Source organism: Vibrio chemaguriensis, assembly GCF_012275705.1.
Classification (GTDB): domain Bacteria; phylum Pseudomonadota; class Gammaproteobacteria; order Enterobacterales; family Vibrionaceae; genus Vibrio; species Vibrio diabolicus.
Window position 1 is genome coordinate 54,843 of the sequence record NZ_SHOE01000013.1, and the last position, 22,390, is coordinate 77,232.

Consider the following 22,390-nt stretch of genomic DNA (forward strand, 5'->3'; position numbering starts at 1 on the left):
ATTACTGTTCAAGGTATAATTTTGCAGTCGTTGTGACTTTAATCATTTCATCTTGCAGCTCGAACATTTCAGGCTCAACCTCCTCAAGACTGATCCCTGAGCGCAGTGCTTGCTCAAGCGTCGCACAGAGTGACTTCAGCCTAGGCACTCCGCAATATGAGCTACTGCCGTGCAGCTTATGGATGACATGAATTAGGTCATCACGGGAGATATCTTCTTGCTCCAGAGCTTGGTCAACGACTGCTTCTACTTCAGGGATAAACTCAACCAACATGCGCAGCATGTCTTTGGCGAGATCCTCTTTATTCGCGCTCTGTTTTAAGGCAGCTTGCCAATCAATAATCACATCCTGTTGAGGCGAAGAAACGGATTGTGGCGCGCTCCCTTCAGGCTCATCAACGTATGAAGGGGCGACTTTGCCAATGCTCTCTGTACAAGCATTTGGGTTCCAGTGAACCAAAACCTGTTGTAGCACATGCTCTTCAATAGGTTTGGTCAAGTAGTCATCCATTCCTGCCGAGAGCAAGCGATCTCTTTCACCCGACATGGCATGCGCAGTTACCGCAATCACTGGCGTGTCTTTATTTAACTCCAACTCTTTAATGTGCTGACAAGCGGTCACACCATCCATTTGTGGCATTTGGATATCCATGAAGATTAAGTCGTACTTTTTCTCCGTCGCAAGGTTCACCGCTTGCTGGCCATTGCTACAGGCGGTGACGGTTTCTACTCGTTCGCGAAGCAGAGCGGAAATCAGCTTCAAGTTTGCTGGGTTATCATCCACCGCTAACACCGTCAGAGGTAAACGCTCCCCTTCGCTTGGCGTAATTGGAGCACTCAATGTTGGTGGTGATTCGACATGTTCGCTAATCAGGCTTTGTAGCAGTTTACGGCGAGACAACGGCTTCGTCAGGCATTGGACGTGATGCTCTGTCATAATTTGGTCGGCAAGTGCCAGTTCGGTACTCGGCGTCCCTAGGATCACACTCGGAGCCATGCGTTTCGCTTGTTCTATCCAAGGTGTAATGACGTCTACATCATGCGTTTGATTTGCCGCTAAATTCAGTAATACATAGTCATATTGTTCTTCGTTTTTCGGTAGCGAAGAGCGGTAGGTTACTAAGATACCTTCTTGACTTAGAATCTGTTGGGTTACGGATGCGGCTTGCATGTTTGGTTCAATCAATAGCAACTGTTTGCCAGTCAGAAGTTCCACTTCAATCAGTTCGCTCATCGGCATTTCGGTTGAGTGCAAGCGCACCGTAAACCAGAACGTCGAACCTTGGTGTAGGCGGCTGGTTAAGCTGATCTCACCACCCATCTGGCTTACCAATTTCTGCGTGATAACCAAACCTAACCCAGTACCGCCGTAGCGACGTGAAATGCTGGCATCCGCTTGGCTAAATGCTTGGAATAATTGCGCTTGCTGACGTTCAGAAATACCAATGCCGGTATCACGCACCATGAATTGCAGTTCGACGGAGTCCCCTGATTGAGAGCGCATTTCAACGCTAACATCAATGTTGCCTCGCTCGGTAAACTTGATTGAGTTACCGACTAAGTTCGTCAAAATTTGCTGGATACGTAGTGGGTCCCCAACTAAACCCGGTGGAATTTTAGGGTCCACTTTTAGGGTGATTTCTAACCCTTTCTCATGTGCACTTGTGGCTTGTAGGTTAATCACTTCTTCTAAACTTTCTCGGAAATCAAACGGAATGTTTTCCAGCGCCAGCTTACCCGCCTCAAGTTTCGAGAAGTCGAGAATGTCATTGATGATGTTCAGTAGATTGTTCGCCGATTTCTCAATCGTCTGTAGGTAATCAGTTTGGCTGTTAGAAAGCTGCGTTTTAAGCATTTGACGAGTAAAGCCAATAACCCCATTGAGCGGAGTACGCAGTTCGTGCGACATGTTCGCCAAGAACTCAGATTTAACCCTGGCCGCTTCTTGCGCGCGTTTCTTCGCGATATCTAACTCAACGTTCTGAATCTCTAGCTGCTCAAGCGTTTCACGCAAGTCTGATGTGGCTTGGTCTATACTGTGCTGCATCTCCACGTGATATTCCGATAGAGATACCGCCATGGCGTTAATACCGTTTTTCAGTTGGTCTAACTCACCATGCATTTTACCTTCGATACGCACGTCTAGGTGACCACGGCGGATGCGGTCAACGACATTCTTCATGTGGGTGATAGGCTGGGTAACATCGTGCATCAGACGTGAAGCAAACACACTTGCCAAGCCAAGACCGAGTATAAGAACTAAAAAAGCAGAGAACACTTCTTGATACTGTTGCAGCCTTAAAGAGGAGAGATCTAACTCAACGGCAATATAACCAATTGCTTTAGTTCCTTGGCTTTCGTTCGACAGCTCAGCTAAATAGTGACCCTCGGACAAAATAGGTACGCGCAATATCAGTGAGTTTTCGTAGATTTCCGAATTGCCCAGTTGCGGGATCGGTTTATCTTTAGGGAACATCAAGGCTTCGAAATTAGGGTGAAAGTTAGATGTCACGAAGAGCTCATGATGTTCATCAAACACCGCGATACTACGAACCAGTTTAGAGTTTTTGCGATGGGCGTAGCTTATCAAGCGACGTACCGCCTCTCGGCTTTCTGATAGTAGATGAGTTTCACTGGCAATTGCTAACGGCTCAATGATGCTGTTACCAGTGGTGATAACTTGTTTCTCAAGGTCTTGGTAGCGATTAAATGAGAAAAAGCCGCTCAGTAATAAACCAATGATGAGAGTGGGAGCGAGAGTCAGTGTAATTACACGTGCTCGTAAGCCATATCTGGTCATGTTATCTAATTACATCGGAGTCTGGATATGGGAAAATAACGCATTATTTCTCAAGCGCACGATAAGGCGTTGAGCAAAGAAGTGACGTCACCTAATAAACGGTAAGCATAATCAAGTCACTCGAATCACACAACGGCTGCAATCAAGAATAGTGAAGCCGAAGAGCAATTAGACATAAATCAGGCATAGAGCATGGCACGCATCTTTCAACCGAAAAAGAAAACCCAACTAAATACTCGTCATCAAGCGGTGCAAGTGGAGCGTTTAGATCACCACGGCGCAGGTATTGCTTACCTAAAGAAAAAACCGCTGTTTATTGATGGCGCATTGCCGGGAGAAGAAGTCGTCACGCAGTTAGTGGAAGAAAAAAGTAAATTTGCTCGCGGTAAACTGATTAAGATTCTCAAGCCGAGTGACACTCGCGTGGAGCCATTTTGTCCGCATTACCACGAGTGTGGTGGCTGTGATTTGCAACATCTAGATTATGACCAACAATTGACGTACAAACAGCAAACACTGCGTCAGCTGATGCGAAAATTTTCAGGCAATGATATCGAGCTTGATGCGCCATTATTAGGGGATTCACTGGCCTATCGTCGTCGTGCGCGAGTGAGCTTATTTGTCGATAAAAAAACACGTCAATTGCACTTTGGTTTCCGTAAAAAGCAGAGTAAGCAAATCGTGCAAGTGACCGACTGCCCAGTGCTGGCGCCGGAACTGAACGTTCTGCTTCCAGAGATTTATTCAGCACTAAAAGCGTTTAAAAAGCCGGAACAATTGGGCCATGTAGAGCTGGTACTTGGTGATAATGGGCCGTGTATTACGTTGCGTCACTTGAGTGCTCTGACAACGGTTGAAACTAACGCTCTAACGGAGTTGGCAAAGCGTCATGGTGCATCGCTGTACTTAATGCCAGCAACAGATCTGCTAAACCTTGTTGAAGGCGATATGCCTTTCTATCAAGAAGTTGGCGTGAAAATTCCTTTTGCGCCAAATAATTTCATTCAAGTGAACCAAGCCGTAAACCAAAAAATGGTCAAGCAAGCGGTTGAGTGGTTAGACCCGCAAAAGAGTGACCGAGTGTTAGATTTGTTCTGCGGCGTAGGCAACTTCAGTTTACCGATTGCGAAGTTAGCTAAGCACGTGGTTGGGGTCGAGGGTGTTGCAGAGATGGTCGAAAAAGCCACAAATAATGCATCCTTGAACCAAATCAATAATGCGCAATTTTATCACGCTAACCTTGAGCAAGATTTTGAAGGGCAGGTCTGGACGGAAGAACAGTTTGATAAAGTGCTGTTAGACCCAGCACGCGCGGGGGCAAGTGGGATCATCGATCAAGTTTCTGAGCTTGGCGCACAGCGTGTAGTTTATGTTTCTTGTAATCCTGCTACCCTTGCTAGGGACAGCCAAAGCTTGATGGAGCAAGGCTATAAATTAACTAAATTAGGTATGCTGGACATGTTCCCTCATACCAGTCATCTAGAATCGATGGCATTGTTTGAAAAGTCCTAACTTTAGGACTTTGGCCCCTTATTTGTGGTGGGTGGTCATAAAGCCAGCGTTTATGCGCAGGTAAAAGAACTAACCTGGACGGTGTTAGTCAAACCACACGAATATAATAATTAGGATGATGAGATGGTTGCGGTAAGAAGCGCGCATTTAAACCAAGATGAACAGTTTGAACTCGAAAACTGGGTGGCTAGCCTAGGTCAAGAGAAAAACACAGCCTCACGCTTAATCGAAGTATATCGAGATTGCCAGACGGTATTAGCCGATAACGAGCAAGCGGAACTGTTGTTGTGGCGTGGACGAGAAATGATCGAAATTTTGATCACCTTGTCTATGGATCAGGCCACCTTAGTGGCTGCACAACTGTTTCCTTTGGTTTCAAGTGGTGCTTTTAACAGAGAAATTCTGGAAGAGAAATACAGCAAAGAAATCATAAAATTAATCGATGGCGTTGAAGAGATGGCGGCTATTGGCCAACTCAATGTCAACATGGAAGGCAGTGCGGCGTCATCTCAGGTAGATAACGTACGCCGCATGCTGCTTGCCATGGTGGATGACTTCCGCTGCGTGGTTATCAAGCTTGCGGAGCGAATTTGTAATCTTATTGAAGTTAAAAAAGCGCCTGATGAGGTTCGACGTGCGGCGGCAAAAGAGTGTGCCAACATCTATGCGCCGCTAGCAAACCGATTAGGCATCGGTCAGCTGAAATGGGAAATTGAAGATTACGCTTTCCGCTACCAACAGCCGGAAACTTACAAACAAATTGCCAAGCAGCTTTCTGAGCGACGCATCGTTCGTGAACAGTACATCAAAGACTTTGTTGAAGACCTTACGCACGAAATGGAAGTGTCAGGTATTAACGCCGAAGTGAGTGGTCGACCTAAGCACATCTACAGCATTTGGCGAAAAATGCAGAAGAAGAGTTTGGCATTCGATGAGCTGTTTGATGTTCGAGCAGTACGTATCATCGCAGACAAACTGCAAGACTGTTACGCGGCTTTGGGCGTAGTTCACACCAAATACAAGCACCTACCGAGCGAGTTTGATGACTACGTTGCTAACCCTAAACCAAACGGTTATCAATCGATCCACACCGTAATTCTAGGGCCAGAAGGCAAAACCATCGAGATCCAGATTCGTACCAAGCAAATGCATGAAGAGTCGGAGCTGGGTGTTGCAGCGCACTGGAAATATAAAGAAGGGGCAAGCAGCCGAAGCGGTTATGATGAGAAGATCACGTGGCTGCGTAAGCTACTGGATTGGCAAGAAGAAATGTCAGATTCTGGCGAAATGCTTGATGAGCTACGTAGCCAAGTCTTTGATGACCGCGTCTATGCGTTTACGCCTCGTGGCGATGTTGTCGATTTACCTATGGGGGCAACGCCGCTAGATTTTGCCTACCATATTCACTCCGAAGTGGGACACCGTTGTATCGGCGCCAAAGTCGGAGGCCGCATCGTACCGTTTACTCATAAACTACATATGGGGGATCAGGTTGAGATTATCACTCAGAAAGAGCCTAACCCATCACGTGACTGGTTAAACCCATCATTAGGCTTTGTTCATTCTGGCCGCGCGCGTGCCAAAATTAACGCCTGGTTCCGAAAGCAAAGCCGTGAGAAGAACCTTGAAGCGGGTCGTGAAATTCTTGAACATGAGTTAGCAAAAATTGGCGCAACGTTAAAAGATGCTGAGCATTACGCTCTCAAACGGTTTAACGTCAAAACACCAGATGAGCTTTACGTTGGTGTTGGTAGCGGTGATTTGCGTATCAACCAAATCATTAACCATATTAATGCGCTCGTTAACAAGCCAACGGCAGAAGAAGAAGACCAGCAAGCACTGGAAAAACTGCAAGAAGCAGAGCACAAATCACCAGCGCAAAGCCGACCGAAAAAAGACGCCGTCGTTGTAGAAGGCGTTGATAACCTAATGACGCACCTAGCGCGTTGCTGTCAGCCAATTCCAGGTGACGATATCTGTGGCTACATCACGCAAGGCCGCGGGATTTCAGTACACCGTAGTGACTGTGAACAGCTAGAAGAACTGCGCCATCACGCGCCAGAGCGTATCATCGATACTGTCTGGGGCAGCGGCTTCGTCGGGTCATACATCCTCACCGTCCGTGTTGAAGCGATGGAGCGAGGTGGTCTACTCAAAGACATTACGACACTGTTCGCCAACGAAAAGATCAAAGTGACCAGTATGAAGAACCGAGTCGATTACAGACGTCAACTTGCCATCATGGACTTTGACCTAGAAGTCACCAATATTGAGGTGCTTTCTCGTGTTTCGAAACGGGTAGAACAAATAAAGGATGTCATGACGGTGAAACGCCTCGGCTAATTTTTGCGTCACATTTGGCTTTTTATCTGCGTTAGCTGCACTTATTCGCTCCATCACATGGTGAACCATGCTCAGGAGTCTCATAAGTTTGCTGCCTTGCTAAAAGAGCCAACTGTTTAGTAAAAACCGATCAATGAAATAACTTAAGGTGAGTGGTTTTGGCTGCTCACCTTTTTCTTTAGTAGAAAGGTTTAAAGGAACAAAAAATGAGTCATCCAATTGAACAATTAGAACAAATCATGGCGAAGTTACGTGACCCAGAAAGCGGTTGCCCTTGGGACTTAAAACAAACCTTTGACACCATCGTTCCGCACACCATCGAAGAAACCTACGAAGTGGTGGATGCGATTCAGAATCGTGATTGGCTAAACCTGAAAGAAGAGCTGGGTGATTTGTTGTTTCAGGTGATTTTTTACAGTCAGCTAGCGAAAGAGCAAGAGCTGTTCGACTTTTCGGATGTCGTCGAAACCGTGAATGAAAAACTGACTCGCCGTCATCCGCATGTTTTTTCAGATGTTGAGTTTGAATCGGACGAGGAAATCAACGCCAACTGGGAAGCGGAAAAAGCAAAAGAAAAAGCGCAGGTAGGCAAAGCGGAAGAAAGTATCCTAGACTCAATACCAAACTCTTTGCCAGCACTTTCTCGTGCTACAAAGATACAGAAAAAATGTGCGAAATATGGATTTGACTGGGACTCTCTTGGCCCGGTCGTCGATAAGGTGCGAGAAGAAATTGATGAAGTCATGGAAGAAGCACTACAAGTTCAGCCTGATGAAGAAAAAGTGGAGTTGGAACTCGGCGATTTGCTATTTGCGACCGTCAATTTGGCACGCCATCTTGATAAAAACCCAGAAGTCGCACTAGGTAAAGCAAACTTAAAGTTTGCGAGACGTTTTAAGCAAGTTGAAGGAAAGGTCCAGCAGTCAGGCAAAGCGCTTACAGATTGTTCTTTATCAGAGCTCGACGATTTCTGGGATGAAGTAAAGCGAGAAGAGTCTAGATAGGGGAAAATAAGCGGAATATACAATATGAGGCCAGTTTGCCTCTTAACACGAAAACGGACTTTGGTTTGTCTTTGCTCACTTTGATTTGAAGCAAAAAATAAAAAATTACGGTGTGATAGATTTCACGTTGTGGCGGTAAGGAGCTTCTGGTATATTTATCTCCCGTCCAGAAGCACTCCATTTCCCTCATTCAACCAATTTCAGGTTAAACATGACGACAAATTACATTTTTGTTACTGGCGGGGTTGTATCCTCTCTAGGTAAAGGTATTGCAGCAGCATCTCTTGCGGCTATTCTAGAAGCTCGTGGTCTTAAAGTGACTATGATGAAGCTTGACCCTTACATCAACGTTGACCCGGGCACAATGAGCCCTACTCAGCACGGTGAAGTGTTCGTTACAGAAGATGGCGCAGAGACTGACCTTGACCTTGGTCACTACGAGCGTTTCATCCGTACCAAGATGACCAAGCGTAACAACTTCACTGCAGGTCGTGTTTATGCCGACGTACTTCGTAAAGAACGTCGTGGTGACTACCTAGGCGCAACTATTCAAGTTATCCCTCACATCACTAACGCGATCAAAGACCGTGTAATTGCTGGCTCTGAAGGCCATGATGTGGCTATCGTTGAAGTTGGCGGTACCGTTGGTGATATCGAATCACTACCATTTATGGAAGCGATTCGTCAGCTAGCCGTTGAACTAGGCCGTGAGCGCGCAATGTTCATGCACCTAACACTTGTTCCTTACCTAGCGGCAGCGGGCGAAGTGAAAACTAAGCCAACTCAACACTCTGTAAAAGAACTTCTATCTATCGGTATTCAGCCAGATATCCTGGTTTGCCGTAGCGACCGCGTTATTCCAGCGAATGAACGTAAGAAAATCGCACTATTCTGTAACGTTCCAGAAAAAGCAGTAATTTCAATGAAGGACGTAGATTCTATCTACAAGATTCCTCAATTGATCAAGTCTCAAGGTCTAGATGATCTTGTGTGTGCTCGCTTTGGCATCACAGCTCCTGAAGCTGACCTTTCTGAGTGGGAACAGGTTATTTACGAAGAAGCAAATCCTACTGGTGAAGTAACCATCGGTATGGTTGGTAAATACACTGAATTGCCAGATGCATACAAGTCTGTGAACGAAGCGCTTAAACACGCTGGCTTGAAAAACCGTCTAAGTGTCACAATTAAGTATGTAGACTCACAAGATATCGAAACAAAAGGCGTTGAGCTGCTAGAAGGCTTAGACGCGATCCTAGTTCCAGGTGGCTTCGGCGATCGTGGTATTGAAGGCAAGATCCGTGCGGCTCAATATGCACGTGAAAACAATGTGCCTTACCTAGGTATTTGTTTGGGTATGCAAGTTGCACTAATTGAATACGCGCGTAACGTTGCGGGTATGGAAGGTGCACATTCAACAGAATTTAACAAAGAGACTAAGTACCCTGTGGTAGGTTTGATCACAGAGTGGGTAGACGAGTCAGGTAACGTAGAAGAGCGTACTGAAAAGTCTGACCTAGGTGGTACGATGCGTCTTGGTTCACAGCTATGTCACCTAGAGAAAGGTACGAAAGCTCGTGAACTATACGGTAGCGCGACGATCCATGAACGTCACCGTCACCGTTACGAAGTGAATAATGTGCTTCGTCCGCAAATCGAAAAAGCAGGTCTGAAAGTTTCTGGCCTATCAGCGGACAAGAAGTTAGTGGAAATGATTGAGAACCCAGCTCACCCATGGTTTGTAGCGGCTCAGTTCCACCCAGAATTCACATCGACTCCTCGCGATGGCCACCCATTGTTTGCAGGTTTCGTTAAGGCTGCGGGCCAAAACGCACGCGGCGAATTCGAGAAGTAAAAGGATACGGGCGGCGGCGAAGGTTGTGCTGCTGCCCTTTAAAATTGACATTTATATTTGAAACGAGAGGAAACATTAATGTCTAAGATCGTTAAAGTTCTAGGTCGTGAAATCATCGACTCACGTGGTAACCCAACTGTAGAAGCTGAAGTACACCTAGAAGGCGGTTTCGTAGGTATGGCGGCAGCTCCATCTGGCGCATCTACTGGTTCTCGCGAAGCTCTTGAGCTACGTGACGGTGACAAAGCACGTTTCCTAGGTAAAGGTGTTCTTAAAGCAGTTGAAGCTGTAAACGGCCCAATCGCTGAAGCTCTAGTTGGCAAAGACGCTAAAGACCAAGCTGCAATCGACGCAGTAATGATCGAACTAGACGGCACTGAAAACAAATCTAAATTCGGTGCTAACGCTATCCTAGCTGTTTCTCTAGCAAACGCTAAAGCTGCTGCTGCAGCTAAAGGCATGCCTCTATACGAGCACATCGCTGAACTAAACGGTACAGCTGGTCAGTTCTCTATGCCTCTACCAATGATGAACATCATCAACGGTGGTGAGCACGCAGACAACAACGTTGACATCCAAGAGTTCATGATCCAACCAGTTGGTGCTAAGACTCTTAAAGAAGGTCTACGTATCGGTGCAGAAGTATTCCACAACCTAGCTAAAGTTCTTAAGTCTAAAGGCTACAGCACTGCAGTTGGTGACGAAGGTGGTTTCGCTCCTAACCTTAAATCTAACGCTGAAGCTCTAGAAGTTATCGCAGAAGCTGTTGCAGCTGCTGGTTACGAACTAGGTAAAGACGTTACTCTAGCTATGGACTGTGCAGCATCTGAGTTCTTCGACAAAGAAGCTGGCATCTACAACATGAAAGGCGAAGGTAAAACTTTCACTTCTGAAGAGTTCAACCACTACCTAGCTGAGCTAGCTAACCAATTCCCAATCGTTTCTATCGAAGACGGTCTAGACGAGTCTGACTGGGATGGCTTCAAGCACCAAACTGAACTACTAGGTGACAAACTTCAACTAGTAGGTGACGACCTATTCGTTACTAACACTAAGATCCTTGCTGAAGGTATCGAGAAAGGCGTAGCTAACTCTATCCTTATCAAGTTCAACCAAATCGGTTCTCTAACTGAGACTCTAGCTGCAATCAAGATGGCTAAAGACGCAGGTTACACAGCAGTAATCTCTCACCGTTCTGGCGAAACTGAAGATGCAACTATCGCTGACCTAGCGGTAGGTACTGCTGCAGGTCAAATCAAAACTGGTTCTATGAGCCGTTCTGACCGTGTTGCTAAGTACAACCAACTAATCCGTATCGAGGAAGCTCTAGGTGAGCGAGCTCCTTTCAACGGTCTTAAAGAAGTTAAAGGTCAAGCTTAATTCTTAATTGAATAAGTTTAGCTAAATAGCTTTCTAGAAACGCTCCACTTCGGTGGGGCGTTTTTTATTTAAGAGCGATGAACCGTTCTGGCCGTGTTGCTTGCCATACCTAAAGAAAGCAACCCATTTATCTGCATCGAGGAAGCTCTAGATGAGCACGCTCCTCCATGTTTCAAAGAAGCGGTCTTAAAGAAGCTCAAGCTTAGTTCTTCATTGGATTAACCGCTTAGATTGAAGCTTTGAAATACCCTGATTTTGCGGGGTGTTTTTGTATCTATAGGCTTGTATTTCTTGGTCTTACTTTGGTGAGTGCTAAGAATAGCTTCATATGTCTTTGTTTCATTTTGCTGCTTATTTCTTGTAAGGAGCGTGTGAGTCTCCCTTTCTCCCCTAGAGGCAACCTCGCATTTATGCTATATATGTCACCTTATCTAATTCCTTTCGGTACAGAATGTTAGCAGCGATATGCGAATCTTTGTTATAGCCCTTACGCTACTGTTTGGCTTGCTTCAATACACTCTATGGTTTGGTAAAAACGGAGTGTCTGACTACTACACAGTAAAAGATGAAATTGAAGTTCAGCAACAAGTGAACAGCAAGCTACAAGCTCGCAATAATGAAATGTTTGCTGAGATTGATGACTTAAGGCAAGGTCTTGATGCGATTGAAGAACGTGCGCGTCATGAGCTTGGTTTAGTTAAAGATGGCGAGACTTTCTACCGCATTATAGGTGAGGAAAATCATTAAAATGTTGGATGTGAACTCATCGCATGTCGCAATTGTTCCCGCTGCCGGTGTCGGTAGTCGAATGAAGGCTGACCGCCCTAAGCAATATTTATTGATCGACGGAAAAGCGGTGCTGGAACACACTGTAGAAAAGTTGCTGTCGCACCCACGAATTTCGAAAGTGGTTGTCGCCATTACCGAAGGTGACCCTTATTTCCCTGAGTTAACCATCGCGAACCATCCCGATGTAATTCAAGTCGCGGGTGGCAAAGAGCGCGCTGATTCCGTACTTTCAGGGCTAAACTATGTCAATGAACATCTGGAAAGCGAGTGGGTATTGGTCCACGACGCTGCAAGGCCATGTGTATTAACATCCGACATTGACCGTTTGATTGATGTTTGCTGCGCTCACCCAACGGGTGGCATCCTCGCATCTCCAGTGAGAGACACAATGAAGCGAGCAAACGTAGCACAAGATATCGGTCATACGGTAGAGAGAGAAGCATTGTGGCATGCATTAACTCCACAAATGTTTAAAACTCAACAACTGACTCGAGCACTGGCTGACGCATTAGAACAAGGCGTAGCCATCACGGATGAAGCATCGGCTTTAGAGTGGTTGGGCGAAACGCCTGCTTTAGTCCAGGGTAATGCGAATAACATAAAAATTACTCAGCCAGAAGATCTCGCGTTAGCCGAGTTTTATCTGAGCCGTGAGCGCGGCTAAAAAAGAAAGGATAAAAAATGATTCGAATTGGTCACGGTTTTGACGTGCATAAATTTGGTGGTGAAGGCCCGGTCATTATCGGTGGTGTTGCTATCCCTTACGAGCAGGGCTTAGTAGCCCACTCAGATGGTGATGTTGCTCTTCATGCTTTGACTGATGCGCTACTCGGGGCGATTGCTGCGGGTGATATTGGTCGTCACTTCCCGGATACCGACGATAAATGGAAAGGGGCAAATAGCCGCGAATTGTTGAAGGACGTTTATCGTCGTGTCAAAGAGCAAGGCTACCGCCTTGGTAATGCCGATGTCACCATCATGGCACAAGCACCTAAGATGGCACCTCATATTGACGCGATGTGTGCGGCGATTGCGGAAGACCTAGAAACCGATATTAGTAACATTAACGTAAAAGCGACGACGACAGAACGTCTCGGTTTTACTGGACGCAAAGAAGGCATTGCAACGGAAGCCGTTGTACTTCTGTTTAAGCAATAACTAGCAATTTGCTCCTCTAAGCTGTGATATCAGCGGAAAAACATCATGTCAGATATTTTATCTTCATTGGCTTATCTAACGGGTAAGCCTGTTGCATCGGCAAAAATCAAAGCGCAACCAGAACATTTTCAGGTTCGTGAGGATTTAGGTTTTGCCTTTACGGGCGAAGGCGAGCACCTAATGGTGCGTATTCGAAAAACTGGAGAAAATACCAGTTTTGTTGCGAATGAGTTGGCGAAAGCTTGTGGCGTAAAGTCGAAAGACGTTAGCTGGGCAGGCCTTAAAGACCGCCATGCCGTGACGGAACAGTGGCTGAGTGTCCATTTACCGAAAGGGGAAACGCCGGACTTCTCGGCATTCCTAGCTCAATATCCGAGTATTGAAATCTTAGCGACTGATCGACACAACAAAAAACTGCGTCCTGGAGACTTAATAGGGAACGAGTTTGTTGTCACTTTGTCTGAAGTGACTGACGTTGAAGATGTAGAGCAACGCCTTGAAAAAGTGAAACAAGTTGGTGTGCCAAACTACTTTGGTAGTCAGCGTTTTGGCAATGATGGCAACAACCTTGAAGAAGCACGTCGATGGGGACGCGAAAACGTTCGTACCCGTAATCAAAATAAGCGCAGCATGTATTTATCAGCGGCGCGTTCGTGGATCTTCAACCGTATCGTTTCTGCTCGTCTAGAAAGTGGTGTGTTTGATAAATTCATCGATGGTGATATTGCACAGACAAGTTCTGGCACTCAGTTGATTGATGCAAGCAATATCGCAGATCTACAAGCACAATTTGCTGCTGGTGAAGTGGCAATTACCGCGGCCCTAGCAGGTGATAATGCGCTTCCAACTCAAGCGGATGCGCTTACTTTAGAACAACCGTTCTTAGATGAAGAGCCTGATCTCATGGCGCTGATTCGTGGTAATCGCATGCGCCACGACCGTCGCGATATTGCGCTGAAGCCAAAAGATTTATCTTGGACGGTTGAAGGTAACAACATTACGCTGACTTTCTCACTGGATGCGGGATCTTTTGCAACATCTATCGTTCGTGAGTTAGTTAATGAGGTTGAAGTAGAAAGAGAATACTAATGGAACAGGATTCACTAAACGCGAAGCCCCTAAGAGTCTTAATCAGCAATGACGATGGCGTACATGCGCAAGGGATTCATGCACTTGCTGATGAGTTGCGAGATATCGCTGAAGTGACCATTGTTGCACCCGATCGAAACCGTTCAGGTGCTTCGAACTCACTGACACTAGAGCAACCATTACGCGTAACTGAAATTGCCCCAAATATCTATTCAGTGCAAGGAACGCCTACAGATTGTGTACATTTCGCGCTGAATGAGCTGATGAAAGATGATTTGCCCGATCTTGTTTTATCAGGCATCAACCACGGTGCAAATTTGGGTGATGATGTTCTTTACTCAGGAACGGTAGCTGCAGCAATGGAAGGGCATTTCCTTGGTGTTCAGTCGGTTGCTTTTTCGCTGGTGGGTAAGCGTCATTTCGAATCTGCCGCAAAAATTGCACGTCAAATTGTGCAACAGCATTTAGCGTCTCCGATTCCAACGAATCGGTTATTGAACGTAAACGTGCCTGACTTACCAGCAGAAAACCTGGATGAAATCGAAGTCACGCGTTTAGGTGCGCGTCATCACGCAGAGAATATGATTAAGCAGAAAGATCCGAGAGGCCATGATATTTATTGGTTAGGGCCTCCAGGAAAAGAGCAAGATGCGGGTGAGGGCACCGACTTTTATGCGATTGAACATGGTCGAGTTTCAATGACGCCTCTGCAAGTTGATCTCACTGCTCATGAATCGCTGCGTGCAATGGATAGTTGGTTAAAGGAAGAGAAGTAATGAGTAACCCACATGCTGACAGGTTGATAGCGTTTCTTATCTCCAGTGGCATCAAAGACCAAAGAGTTCTGGATGCTATCCAACGCTTACCACGAGAAAGCTTTGTCTCTCAAGCGATGATGCACCAAGCCTACGATAACAATGCGTTACCGATTGGTCAGGGACAAACTATTTCTCAACCTTATATTGTTGCTCGTATGACCGAGTTACTCGAACTAGAGCCAACGAGTCACGTACTGGAAATCGGAACGGGTTCCGGTTATCAAACCGCAGTACTGGCGAAAATTGTTGACCATGTATACTCCGTTGAGCGAATTAAATCGTTGCAATGGGAAGCAAAACGCCGTCTGAAACAATTGGATATCTACAATGTTTCAACCAAGCATGCTGATGGGTGGCAAGGTTGGGAAGCTCGTGGTCCTTTCGATGCCATCATTGTTACTGCTGCTGCAGAAGTGATCCCCCAAGCACTTCTCGCACAATTAAAAGATGGCGGTAAGATGGTGATTCCTGTTGGAGATAAGGAGCAACAGTTACTAAAAATTGAACGTAAGGGAGATGAATATCTCTCTACTGTTGTGGAAATGGTTCGATTTGTACCTCTGGTTGCGGGTGATTTAGCTTAAGGGTTAGGGATAGGTGAGTAAGTTATTACGTCATATTGGTATTAGCTTTGTGTTTGCTGCAGGACTAGTTGGTTGTGCAGCGCATTCTCCTGCACCTGTCTCTAGCTTAAAGAAAGACTATTCAAGCCTTGAAAGAGGAAGTTACAGAGGGAGTTATTATGAGGTAAAAAAAGGCGATACACTTTACTTCATAGCTTATGTCACAGATAAAGATGTAAATGATCTTGTCCGTTACAATGAGTTAACTCAGCCTTACACCATCTACCCTGGACAGAGGCTAAAACTTTGGGCTCCGAAATATGTCGCCCCTAAATATGGCCAAAAAGTTGAACCCGTTGTGGTTCCAGTTGTTACGACGCCACCAGCCCCAGTGACGAAAACATCAACAGCCTCTAAACCGAAAACTTCAAGTAAAAACTCTAGTCAAAAACCTACAGAGACTAAGCCTAAAGTCGTACAAAAACAGCCTCCAAAGAAGGTTGAACAATCGAAAACAAAGGAGTATGTTGGTTCAAAAGATAACCAAAAAGTGAAGCAAAAAGCGCCAGTTACCACGGCGAAGAGTGATAAAGTTTCTAAGTGGTTGTGGCCGACAAAAGGGAGAGTAATCAAGAACTTTTCGGCGGGAGAACAGGGAAATAAAGGTATCGACATCGCAGGACAGCGTGGTCAACCTATCGTTTCAACCGCAGCCGGCACCGTTGTTTATTCAGGCAATGCGCTACGAGGTTATGGCAACTTAATTATAGTAAAGCATAACGACAATTATTTAAGCGCCTATGCACATAATGACAAACTGCTGGTATCAGAAGGACAAAGTGTAAAAAGCGGACAGAAAATCGCCACCATGGGTAGTTCCGGTGCTAAATCAGTCAAGCTACACTTTGAAATTCGCTATCAAGGTAAATCGGTGAATCCAAAACGCTATTTGCCTTAAAGCTTTGAAAAACAACTTGCGACATCATTTAGCGACATATTGAGTTGTCATGTCTTGCTAACTCGCCAGGGGGAGGCGTTATGAGTATCAGCAACACAGTAACCAAAGTTGAAGAGTTTGCATTTGACAATGCGTCAGTGAAGACCATTGATAACGAACTCGAAAAATCATCATCCACAGAAAGCAAAACGGCTGCGCGTGAAGAATTTGACGCGAGCAGTAAAAGCTTAGACGCAACTCAGTTGTATCTAGGTGAAATTGGCTTCTCACCTCTACTTACTGCCGAAGAAGAAGTGCTTTATGCTCGACGAGCCCTGCGTGGCGACGAAGCGGCACGTAAACGTATGATCGAAAGTAACCTACGTTTGGTGGTCAAGATCTCTCGTCGATACAGTAATCGAGGTCTAGCACTACTCGATCTGATTGAAGAAGGTAACCTTGGTTTGATCCGTGCGGTCGAGAAGTTCGATCCAGAGCGTGGTTTCCGCTTCTCTACTTATGCGACCTGATGGATCCGACAAACGATCGAACGTGCGTTGATGAACCAAACTCGTACGATCCGTCTACCTATTCATGTCGTGAAAGAGCTGAACATTTATCTGCGTACTGCGCGTGAACTTTCTCAGAAGCTCGATCACGAACCTACCGCAGAAGAAATTGCTGCTCAGTTAGATATTCCAGTCGAAGATGTAAGCAAAATGCTACGCCTTAACGAGCGTATTAGCTCTGTCGACACACCAATCGGTGGTGACGGTGAAAAAGCGCTGTTGGATATTATTCCCGACGCAAACAACTCCGATCCAGAAGTCTCGACTCAAGATGACGATATCAAATCATCGCTGATTCATTGGTTAGAAGAGTTGAATCCAAAACAGAAAGAAGTACTTGCACGACGCTTTGGTCTTCTAGGCTATGAGCCTTCGACGCTTGAAGAAGTTGGTCGAGAGATTGGTTTGACACGTGAGCGTGTACGTCAAATCCAAGTAGAAGGTTTACGTCGTCTTCGTGAGGTTTTAATCAAGCAAGGTTTGAATATGGAAAACTTATTTAACGTCGAAGATGATTAAATAATCCGTATTTCACTAGATACGCAAAAGGCTATGGGGAACCATAGCCTTTTTTCTTTGCGCTCACTTACGTGAATCGATTTAAAGCATCTTCTTCAAACGATACAACTCTTCAAGTGCTTGGCGTGGAGTCAAATCATCAGGATCAATACCAGATAAGGCTTGTTCGATCTCGCTAGGTTCTGGAATTAGACTCAATTGGTTAGCCACATCTACTGCACTTGGACGTGGTGCGTCACTGTTTTGCCCTAGTTGCTCTAGCTGAGATAGCTTGTTACGCGCATTTTTGATAACCGTTTTTGGTACACCTGCTAAGCCCGCAACAGCTAGGCCGTAAGACTTACTTGCCGCACCTTCTTGAACTGCGTGCATAAAGGCAATGCTGTCTCCATGCTCTACGGCATCCAAGTGAACGTTCGCTAAGTTTGGCAGTTGGTTTGGCAACTCTGTCAATTCGAAGTAGTGAGTTGCAAATAGTGTCATCGCACCAATTTGTGTTGCGAGCCATTCCGCACTTGCCCAAGCTAAAGAGAGGCCATCGTAAGTACTGGTACCGCGACCGATTTCATCCATTAGCACTAAACTGTTTTTAGTTGCATTGTGCAGAATATTAGCGGTTTCCGTCATTTCTACCATGAAGGTAGAACGACCAGATGCGAGATCATCTGACGCTCCAATACGAGTAAATATACGATCTAAAGAACCAATTTGTGCAGATTCTGCAGGTACATAAGAGCCGATATGTGCCATCAATGCAATCAGCGCAGTTTGACGCATGTAAGTGGATTTACCACCCATGTTTGGACCGGTGATGATTAACATTTTACGTGCTGGGTTAAGCTCTATTGGGTTCGCGATGAACGGTTCTGTTGTTACTTGCTCTACGACTGGGTGACGACCCGCTTGAATGTGAATGCCAGCGTCTTTCACAAGCGTTGGTCGGCAGTAATCCAACGAATCTGCACGCTCTGCTAGGTTTTGTAGTACATCGAGTTGAGACAGAGCAGAAGCTAAATTCTGCAGCTTCTCCAGATTTGGCATCAATAGATCAAACAGTTCTTCCCACAGCTGCTTTTCAAGTGCCAGCGCTTTCGATTTCGAGTTAAGTACTTTGTCTTCGTGCTCTTTGAGCTCTGGGATGATATAGCGTTCGGCATTTTTTAGTGTTTGGCGACGTACATAATGCGGTGGAACCAAATGGCTCTGGCCACGGCTCACTTGAATAAAGAAGCCATGTACGTTGTTGTAGCCGACTTTAAGCGTATCGATGCCGTGTCGTTCACGCTCATCTCGCTCAAGCTGCTCAAGGTATTCTGTTGCACCGTCTGCTAATTTGCGCCAATCATCGAGCTCGGGATTATAGCCTTCAGCGATCACACCACCATCACGAATAACAACTGGCGGATTTTCTTTAATTGCACGCTCTAACAGATCACATACTTCGTCAATCGGAGCTGCGTATTGCGCCAGTTTTGCTAGATATGGATGGGTCAAAGAAGCGGTTACAGATTCTAGCTCTGGTAGCTGCTGCATGGCATTGCGAAGTCTAGCCATATCGCGAGGGCGAGCAGAGCGTAGTGCAAGGCGTGCTAAGATACGTTCAATATCACCAATTTGTTTTAACGTTGGTTGAAGATCGGCAAACAGCGCTTGTTCTTTAATCTCACCAATCGCATCAAGACGATTGTTTAACGTTTCAATGCAACGCATAGGCTGATGTAGCCAACGCTTCAGCATTCGGCTGCCCATCGGCGTCGCACAATGGTCGAGTACCGCAGCGAGTGTGTTATCGGTTCCACCTGCTAGATTTTGAGTAATTTCCAGGTTGCGTCGGGTAGCGGCATCAAGGATGACGGATTGGTCCTGATGATCAAACGTTAAAGAGCGAATATGAGGCAAAGCAGTGCGTTGCGTATCTTTCACATACTGGATCAAACAACCAGCAGCACATAACCCTAAGGACGCATGTTCTACGCCAAAACCAACCAGATCTTTAGTGCCAAACTGTTGATTGAGTTGTTGCTTAGCCGTATCAAGCTCAAATTCCCATACTGGGCGACGACGGTTACCGTTGCGGCTCGCCATTAAATGTACAGGTTCAAAATCTTCTGGGAATAGTAGCTCACGTGGTGCGGTACGCTGAAGCTCGGCTGTCATCGCTTCTTCGGTTTCTGGTTCTGTCAGTTGGAAGCGACCAGAAGTGACATCCAGCGTCGCATAACCGAACTTACCGTTGTGATGGTAAATTGCTGCGATTAAGTTATCGACACGCTCAGAAAGCAATGCTTCATCCGTCACAGTGCCTGGTGTCACGATACGCACAACTTTACGTTCTACCGGACCTTTGCTGGTGGCTGGATCGCCAATTTGTTCGCAGATTGCGACTGATTCACCAAGCTGAACAAGTTTTGCTAGATAGCCTTCTACTGCGTGAAATGGCACTCCCGCCATAGGAATAGGCTCTCCAGCTGACGAACCGCGCTTAGTTAGCGAAATATCAAGCAGTTGGGACGCTCGCTTTGCATCATCGTAAAAGAGTTCGTAGAAATCGCCCATGCGGTAGAACAGCAAAATCTCAGGGTTCTCAGCTTTTAGCTTGAGGTATTGCTGCATCATCGGAGTGTGTTTTTGTTCAGCTTTCACAGGTAAGTTCTTTTGTTTATTTCCGTAGCGGCTTAGGATACGTGAATCCCTATCAAGTAAAAAGAGACAAAGGGCATTTTGGCTATGGAAAAAACAACAAAATTGAGCGCAGATTTAGGCGCATTATTGGCAAAGTATGGTCATGTTTTAACGACGGCAGAATCGTGCACGGGTGGCGGTGTTGCGACCGCTATTACTGATATTGCAGGCAGCTCAGGTTGGTTAGATAGAGCTTTTGTCACTTACAGCAACGAAGCCAAAATGGAAATGCTGGGTGTGAGAGTGGAAACCTTAGAGGAACATGGTGCCGTGAGTGAGCCTGTTGTGCTTGAAATGGTGCAAGGTGCGCTTCAACACTCGAATGCCACTATTGGGGTTTCCATCAGTGGTGTTGCTGGACCGGGGGGAGGCACTGATGAAAAGCCGGTTGGAACCGTCTGCTTTGCTTTTGCGGATAAGCACGACTGGTTCTTTGTTGAGACCATGCATTTTTCTGGTGACAGGGCGGAAGTTCGTCAACAAGCGGTGATGCATGCATTGACTCGATTGCATCAACATTTAATTTAGAATTTCTTACACTGTCTTAGCCCAGAATTGATAAGGGCTGGAGCAAATCCTTAGAAGCAGTGAACTAAATTTTTTCTATACAGGTATAGACACTGTATGAATCAACAGTATAATAACTTTCATTGCTGAGCAGGTTAGCTGCTTAAGAAAAATGAATTACTATTCGTCGCCCAAAGAAGATGAATAAATCGGAGAAAGTAATGGACGAGAACAAACAGAAAGCGCTCGCCGCTGCGCTAGGTCAAATTGAAAAGCAATTCGGTAAAGGCTCTATCATGCGCCTTGGTGATAACCGCGCAATGGACGTAGAAACGATTTCAACAGGCTCTCTTTCTCTTGATATCGCTTTGGGTGCTGGTGGTCTGCCAATGGGGCGTATCGTAGAAGTCTACGGTCCAGAATCTTCAGGTAAAACAACACTAACGCTTGAGCTTATCGCTGCTGCGCAACGTGAAGGTAAAACTTGTGCGTTTATTGATGCAGAGCACGCTTTGGACCCTGTCTACGCGAAGAAACTTGGTGTTGATATCGATGCGCTCTTGGTTTCTCAGCCAGACACTGGTGAGCAAGCACTGGAGATTTGTGATGCGCTAGCTCGCTCTGGCGCTATCGACGTAATGGTTGTTGACTCAGTTGCGGCGCTAACACCAAAAGCAGAAATTGAAGGCGAAATGGGCGACAGCCACATGGGTCTACAGGCTCGTATGCTTTCTCAAGCGATGCGTAAGCTAACTGGTAACCTAAAACAGTCTAACTGTATGTGTATCTTCATCAACCAAATCCGTATGAAGATTGGTGTGATGTTCGGTAACCCAGAAACGACCACGGGTGGTAACGCACTTAAATTCTACGCTTCTGTTCGTCTTGATATTCGTCGTACTGGCGCAATCAAAGAAGGTGACGAAGTCGTTGGTAACGAAACGCGCATCAAAGTGGTTAAGAACAAGATTGCTGCACCGTTTAAAGAAGCCAATACGCAAATCATGTACGGTCAAGGCTTTAACCGCGAAGGTGAGCTGGTAGATCTAGGCGTGAAGCACAAGCTGGTTGAAAAGGCTGGTGCTTGGTACAGCTATCAAGGCGATAAGATTGGTCAAGGTAAAGCGAACGCGTGCAACTACCTACGTGAGCATCCTGAAGTGGCTAAAACCATCGATACTAAATTGCGTGAAATGTTGTTAGCGCCAGCCCTTGCGGAAGCTCCTGAAGCAGGCGAGGCGCCTGAGCAAGCTGAAGAGTTTTAATCCCTTCACAGATTAAAAAGTGATAAAGCCCTGCAATGCGGGGCTTTGTTGTATCTATTGACATCAAAAATCGAATCATCACAAAGGCCATTGAGAGTCTGTACAGCAAAAATACCTTTAGGATCACCATGTACCAAAAGCGCCAGACACCAACATTATCGAGCAAAGAGGCGGCTATCCAACTGCTTAGCCGTCGCGATCATGGTCAGTATGAGCTGTACCAAAAACTGTCGATGAAAGGCTATGAAGCATCAGACATCGAAATCGCGATTAATTTTTGCTTAGACCATAACTATTTAGATGATTTACGTTATGCGAAGAGCCAAATTCGGCAGCATGTATACAAAGGACATGGAGAGCGTCGAATTCGCCAAGAATTAAACCAGAAACGTGTTGCGGAATCGGTGATTGAGCAAGCTATGGCTGAAGAACCGCAAGACTGGTTTGAACTTGCTAAGCAGGCGTCAGAAAAGAAATTCAAAGGCGTCAAAGCCAAGGACCAAAAAGAATACGCAAAACAAGTCCGTTTTCTACAATACCGAGGCTACAGTTTCGACCAAATTAGCTATGCGCTTGCCTTTGAAGACCAAGATTAGCGTTGAT

General features: G+C 45.9%; 17 protein-coding genes and 1 pseudogene. 16 read left to right on the plus strand and 2 right to left on the minus strand.

The genetic code is table 11. The features are described from left to right. Position 1: 1 nt before the first annotated feature. The gene (gene barA, locus EX191_RS13645; RefSeq protein ID WP_193447903.1) at positions 2-2,800 is read right to left on the minus strand and encodes a two-component sensor histidine kinase BarA; all 2,799 of its coding nucleotides are present in this window, start codon (positions 2,798-2,800) and stop codon (positions 2-4) included. 192 nt (positions 2,801-2,992) lie between these two features. Between barA and rlmD the strand changes: the two genes are divergently transcribed. The 13 genes and pseudogenes from rlmD to rpoS all read left to right on the plus strand — a co-directional run bounded on the left by rlmD (position 2,993) and on the right by rpoS (position 17,333). Further along, positions 2,993-4,312 (plus strand): 23S rRNA (uracil(1939)-C(5))-methyltransferase RlmD, encoded by a 1,320-nt coding sequence (rlmD, locus tag EX191_RS13650; RefSeq protein WP_193447904.1) that lies wholly within the window; start codon positions 2,993-2,995, stop codon positions 4,310-4,312. A 123-nt stretch (positions 4,313-4,435) separates the two neighbouring features. After that, positions 4,436-6,655, plus strand: a complete 2,220-nt coding sequence (gene relA, locus EX191_RS13655) for a GTP diphosphokinase (RefSeq protein ID WP_005393896.1) — start codon at positions 4,436-4,438, stop codon at positions 6,653-6,655. A 206-nt stretch (positions 6,656-6,861) separates the two neighbouring features. Next, complete coding sequence (mazG, locus tag EX191_RS13660) at positions 6,862-7,659, plus strand: nucleoside triphosphate pyrophosphohydrolase (RefSeq protein WP_005393894.1); 798 nt, start codon at positions 6,862-6,864, stop codon at positions 7,657-7,659. A gap of 211 nt (positions 7,660-7,870) precedes the next feature. Then, positions 7,871-9,511, plus strand: coding sequence for a CTP synthase (locus tag EX191_RS13665; protein ID WP_005393892.1), 1,641 nt, complete (start codon positions 7,871-7,873; stop codon positions 9,509-9,511). Positions 9,512-9,589: 78 nt separating this feature from the next. Next, positions 9,590-10,891, plus strand: coding sequence for a phosphopyruvate hydratase (gene eno, locus EX191_RS13670; protein WP_005383785.1), 1,302 nt, complete (start codon positions 9,590-9,592; stop codon positions 10,889-10,891). Between the two features lie 465 nt (positions 10,892-11,356). After that, a complete protein-coding gene (gene ftsB, locus EX191_RS13675) occupies positions 11,357-11,638 on the plus strand; it encodes a cell division protein FtsB (RefSeq protein WP_005380907.1) in 282 nt (93 codons plus the stop codon). 1 nt (position 11,639) lies between these two features. Then, positions 11,640-12,344 (plus strand): 2-C-methyl-D-erythritol 4-phosphate cytidylyltransferase, encoded by a 705-nt coding sequence (gene ispD / locus EX191_RS13680; RefSeq protein WP_047008818.1) that lies wholly within the window; start codon positions 11,640-11,642, stop codon positions 12,342-12,344. 17 nt (positions 12,345-12,361) lie between these two features. Beyond that, positions 12,362-12,838: a 2-C-methyl-D-erythritol 2,4-cyclodiphosphate synthase gene (gene ispF, locus EX191_RS13685; protein WP_005393886.1), complete on the plus strand. Its 477-nt coding sequence runs from the start codon at positions 12,362-12,364 to the stop codon at positions 12,836-12,838. A 45-nt stretch (positions 12,839-12,883) separates the two neighbouring features. Next, a complete protein-coding gene (gene truD / locus EX191_RS13690; protein ID WP_193447905.1) occupies positions 12,884-13,927 on the plus strand; it encodes a tRNA pseudouridine(13) synthase TruD in 1,044 nt (347 codons plus the stop codon). Beyond that, on the plus strand, positions 13,927-14,703 hold the full coding sequence (gene surE / locus EX191_RS13695) for a 5'/3'-nucleotidase SurE (RefSeq protein ID WP_046875092.1): 777 nt from the start codon (positions 13,927-13,929) through the stop codon (positions 14,701-14,703). The genes truD and surE overlap by 1 nt, the downstream gene beginning before the upstream one ends. Further along, positions 14,703-15,329, plus strand: coding sequence for a protein-L-isoaspartate(D-aspartate) O-methyltransferase (locus tag EX191_RS13700; protein WP_005393881.1), 627 nt, complete (start codon positions 14,703-14,705; stop codon positions 15,327-15,329). The genes surE and EX191_RS13700 overlap by 1 nt, the downstream gene beginning before the upstream one ends. A gap of 13 nt (positions 15,330-15,342) precedes the next feature. Next, positions 15,343-16,266 (plus strand): peptidoglycan DD-metalloendopeptidase family protein, encoded by a 924-nt coding sequence (locus tag EX191_RS13705; RefSeq protein ID WP_006743295.1) that lies wholly within the window; start codon positions 15,343-15,345, stop codon positions 16,264-16,266. A gap of 80 nt (positions 16,267-16,346) precedes the next feature. Beyond that, positions 16,347-17,333: pseudogene (gene rpoS, locus EX191_RS13710) on the plus strand (RNA polymerase sigma factor RpoS). Positions 17,334-17,414: 81 nt separating this feature from the next. Here the strand turns inward: rpoS and mutS are convergent. Then, on the minus strand, positions 17,415-19,976 hold the full coding sequence (gene mutS, locus EX191_RS13715; RefSeq protein ID WP_193447906.1) for a DNA mismatch repair protein MutS: 2,562 nt from the start codon (positions 19,974-19,976) through the stop codon (positions 17,415-17,417). An 84-nt stretch (positions 19,977-20,060) separates the two neighbouring features. Here mutS and pncC point away from each other — a divergent pair, with 84 nt between their 5' ends. The 3 genes from pncC to recX all read left to right on the plus strand — a co-directional run bounded on the left by pncC (position 20,061) and on the right by recX (position 22,383). Then, the gene (gene pncC, locus EX191_RS13720; RefSeq protein ID WP_193447907.1) at positions 20,061-20,543 is read left to right on the plus strand and encodes a nicotinamide-nucleotide amidase; all 483 of its coding nucleotides are present in this window, start codon (positions 20,061-20,063) and stop codon (positions 20,541-20,543) included. A gap of 200 nt (positions 20,544-20,743) precedes the next feature. Then, entirely contained in the window at positions 20,744-21,787 is a 1,044-nt protein-coding gene (gene recA / locus EX191_RS13725; RefSeq protein WP_005393872.1) for a recombinase RecA, read from the plus strand. A gap of 128 nt (positions 21,788-21,915) precedes the next feature. Then, entirely contained in the window at positions 21,916-22,383 is a 468-nt protein-coding gene (gene recX, locus EX191_RS13730) for a recombination regulator RecX (protein WP_046875088.1), read from the plus strand. Positions 22,384-22,390: the final 7 nt, after the last annotated feature.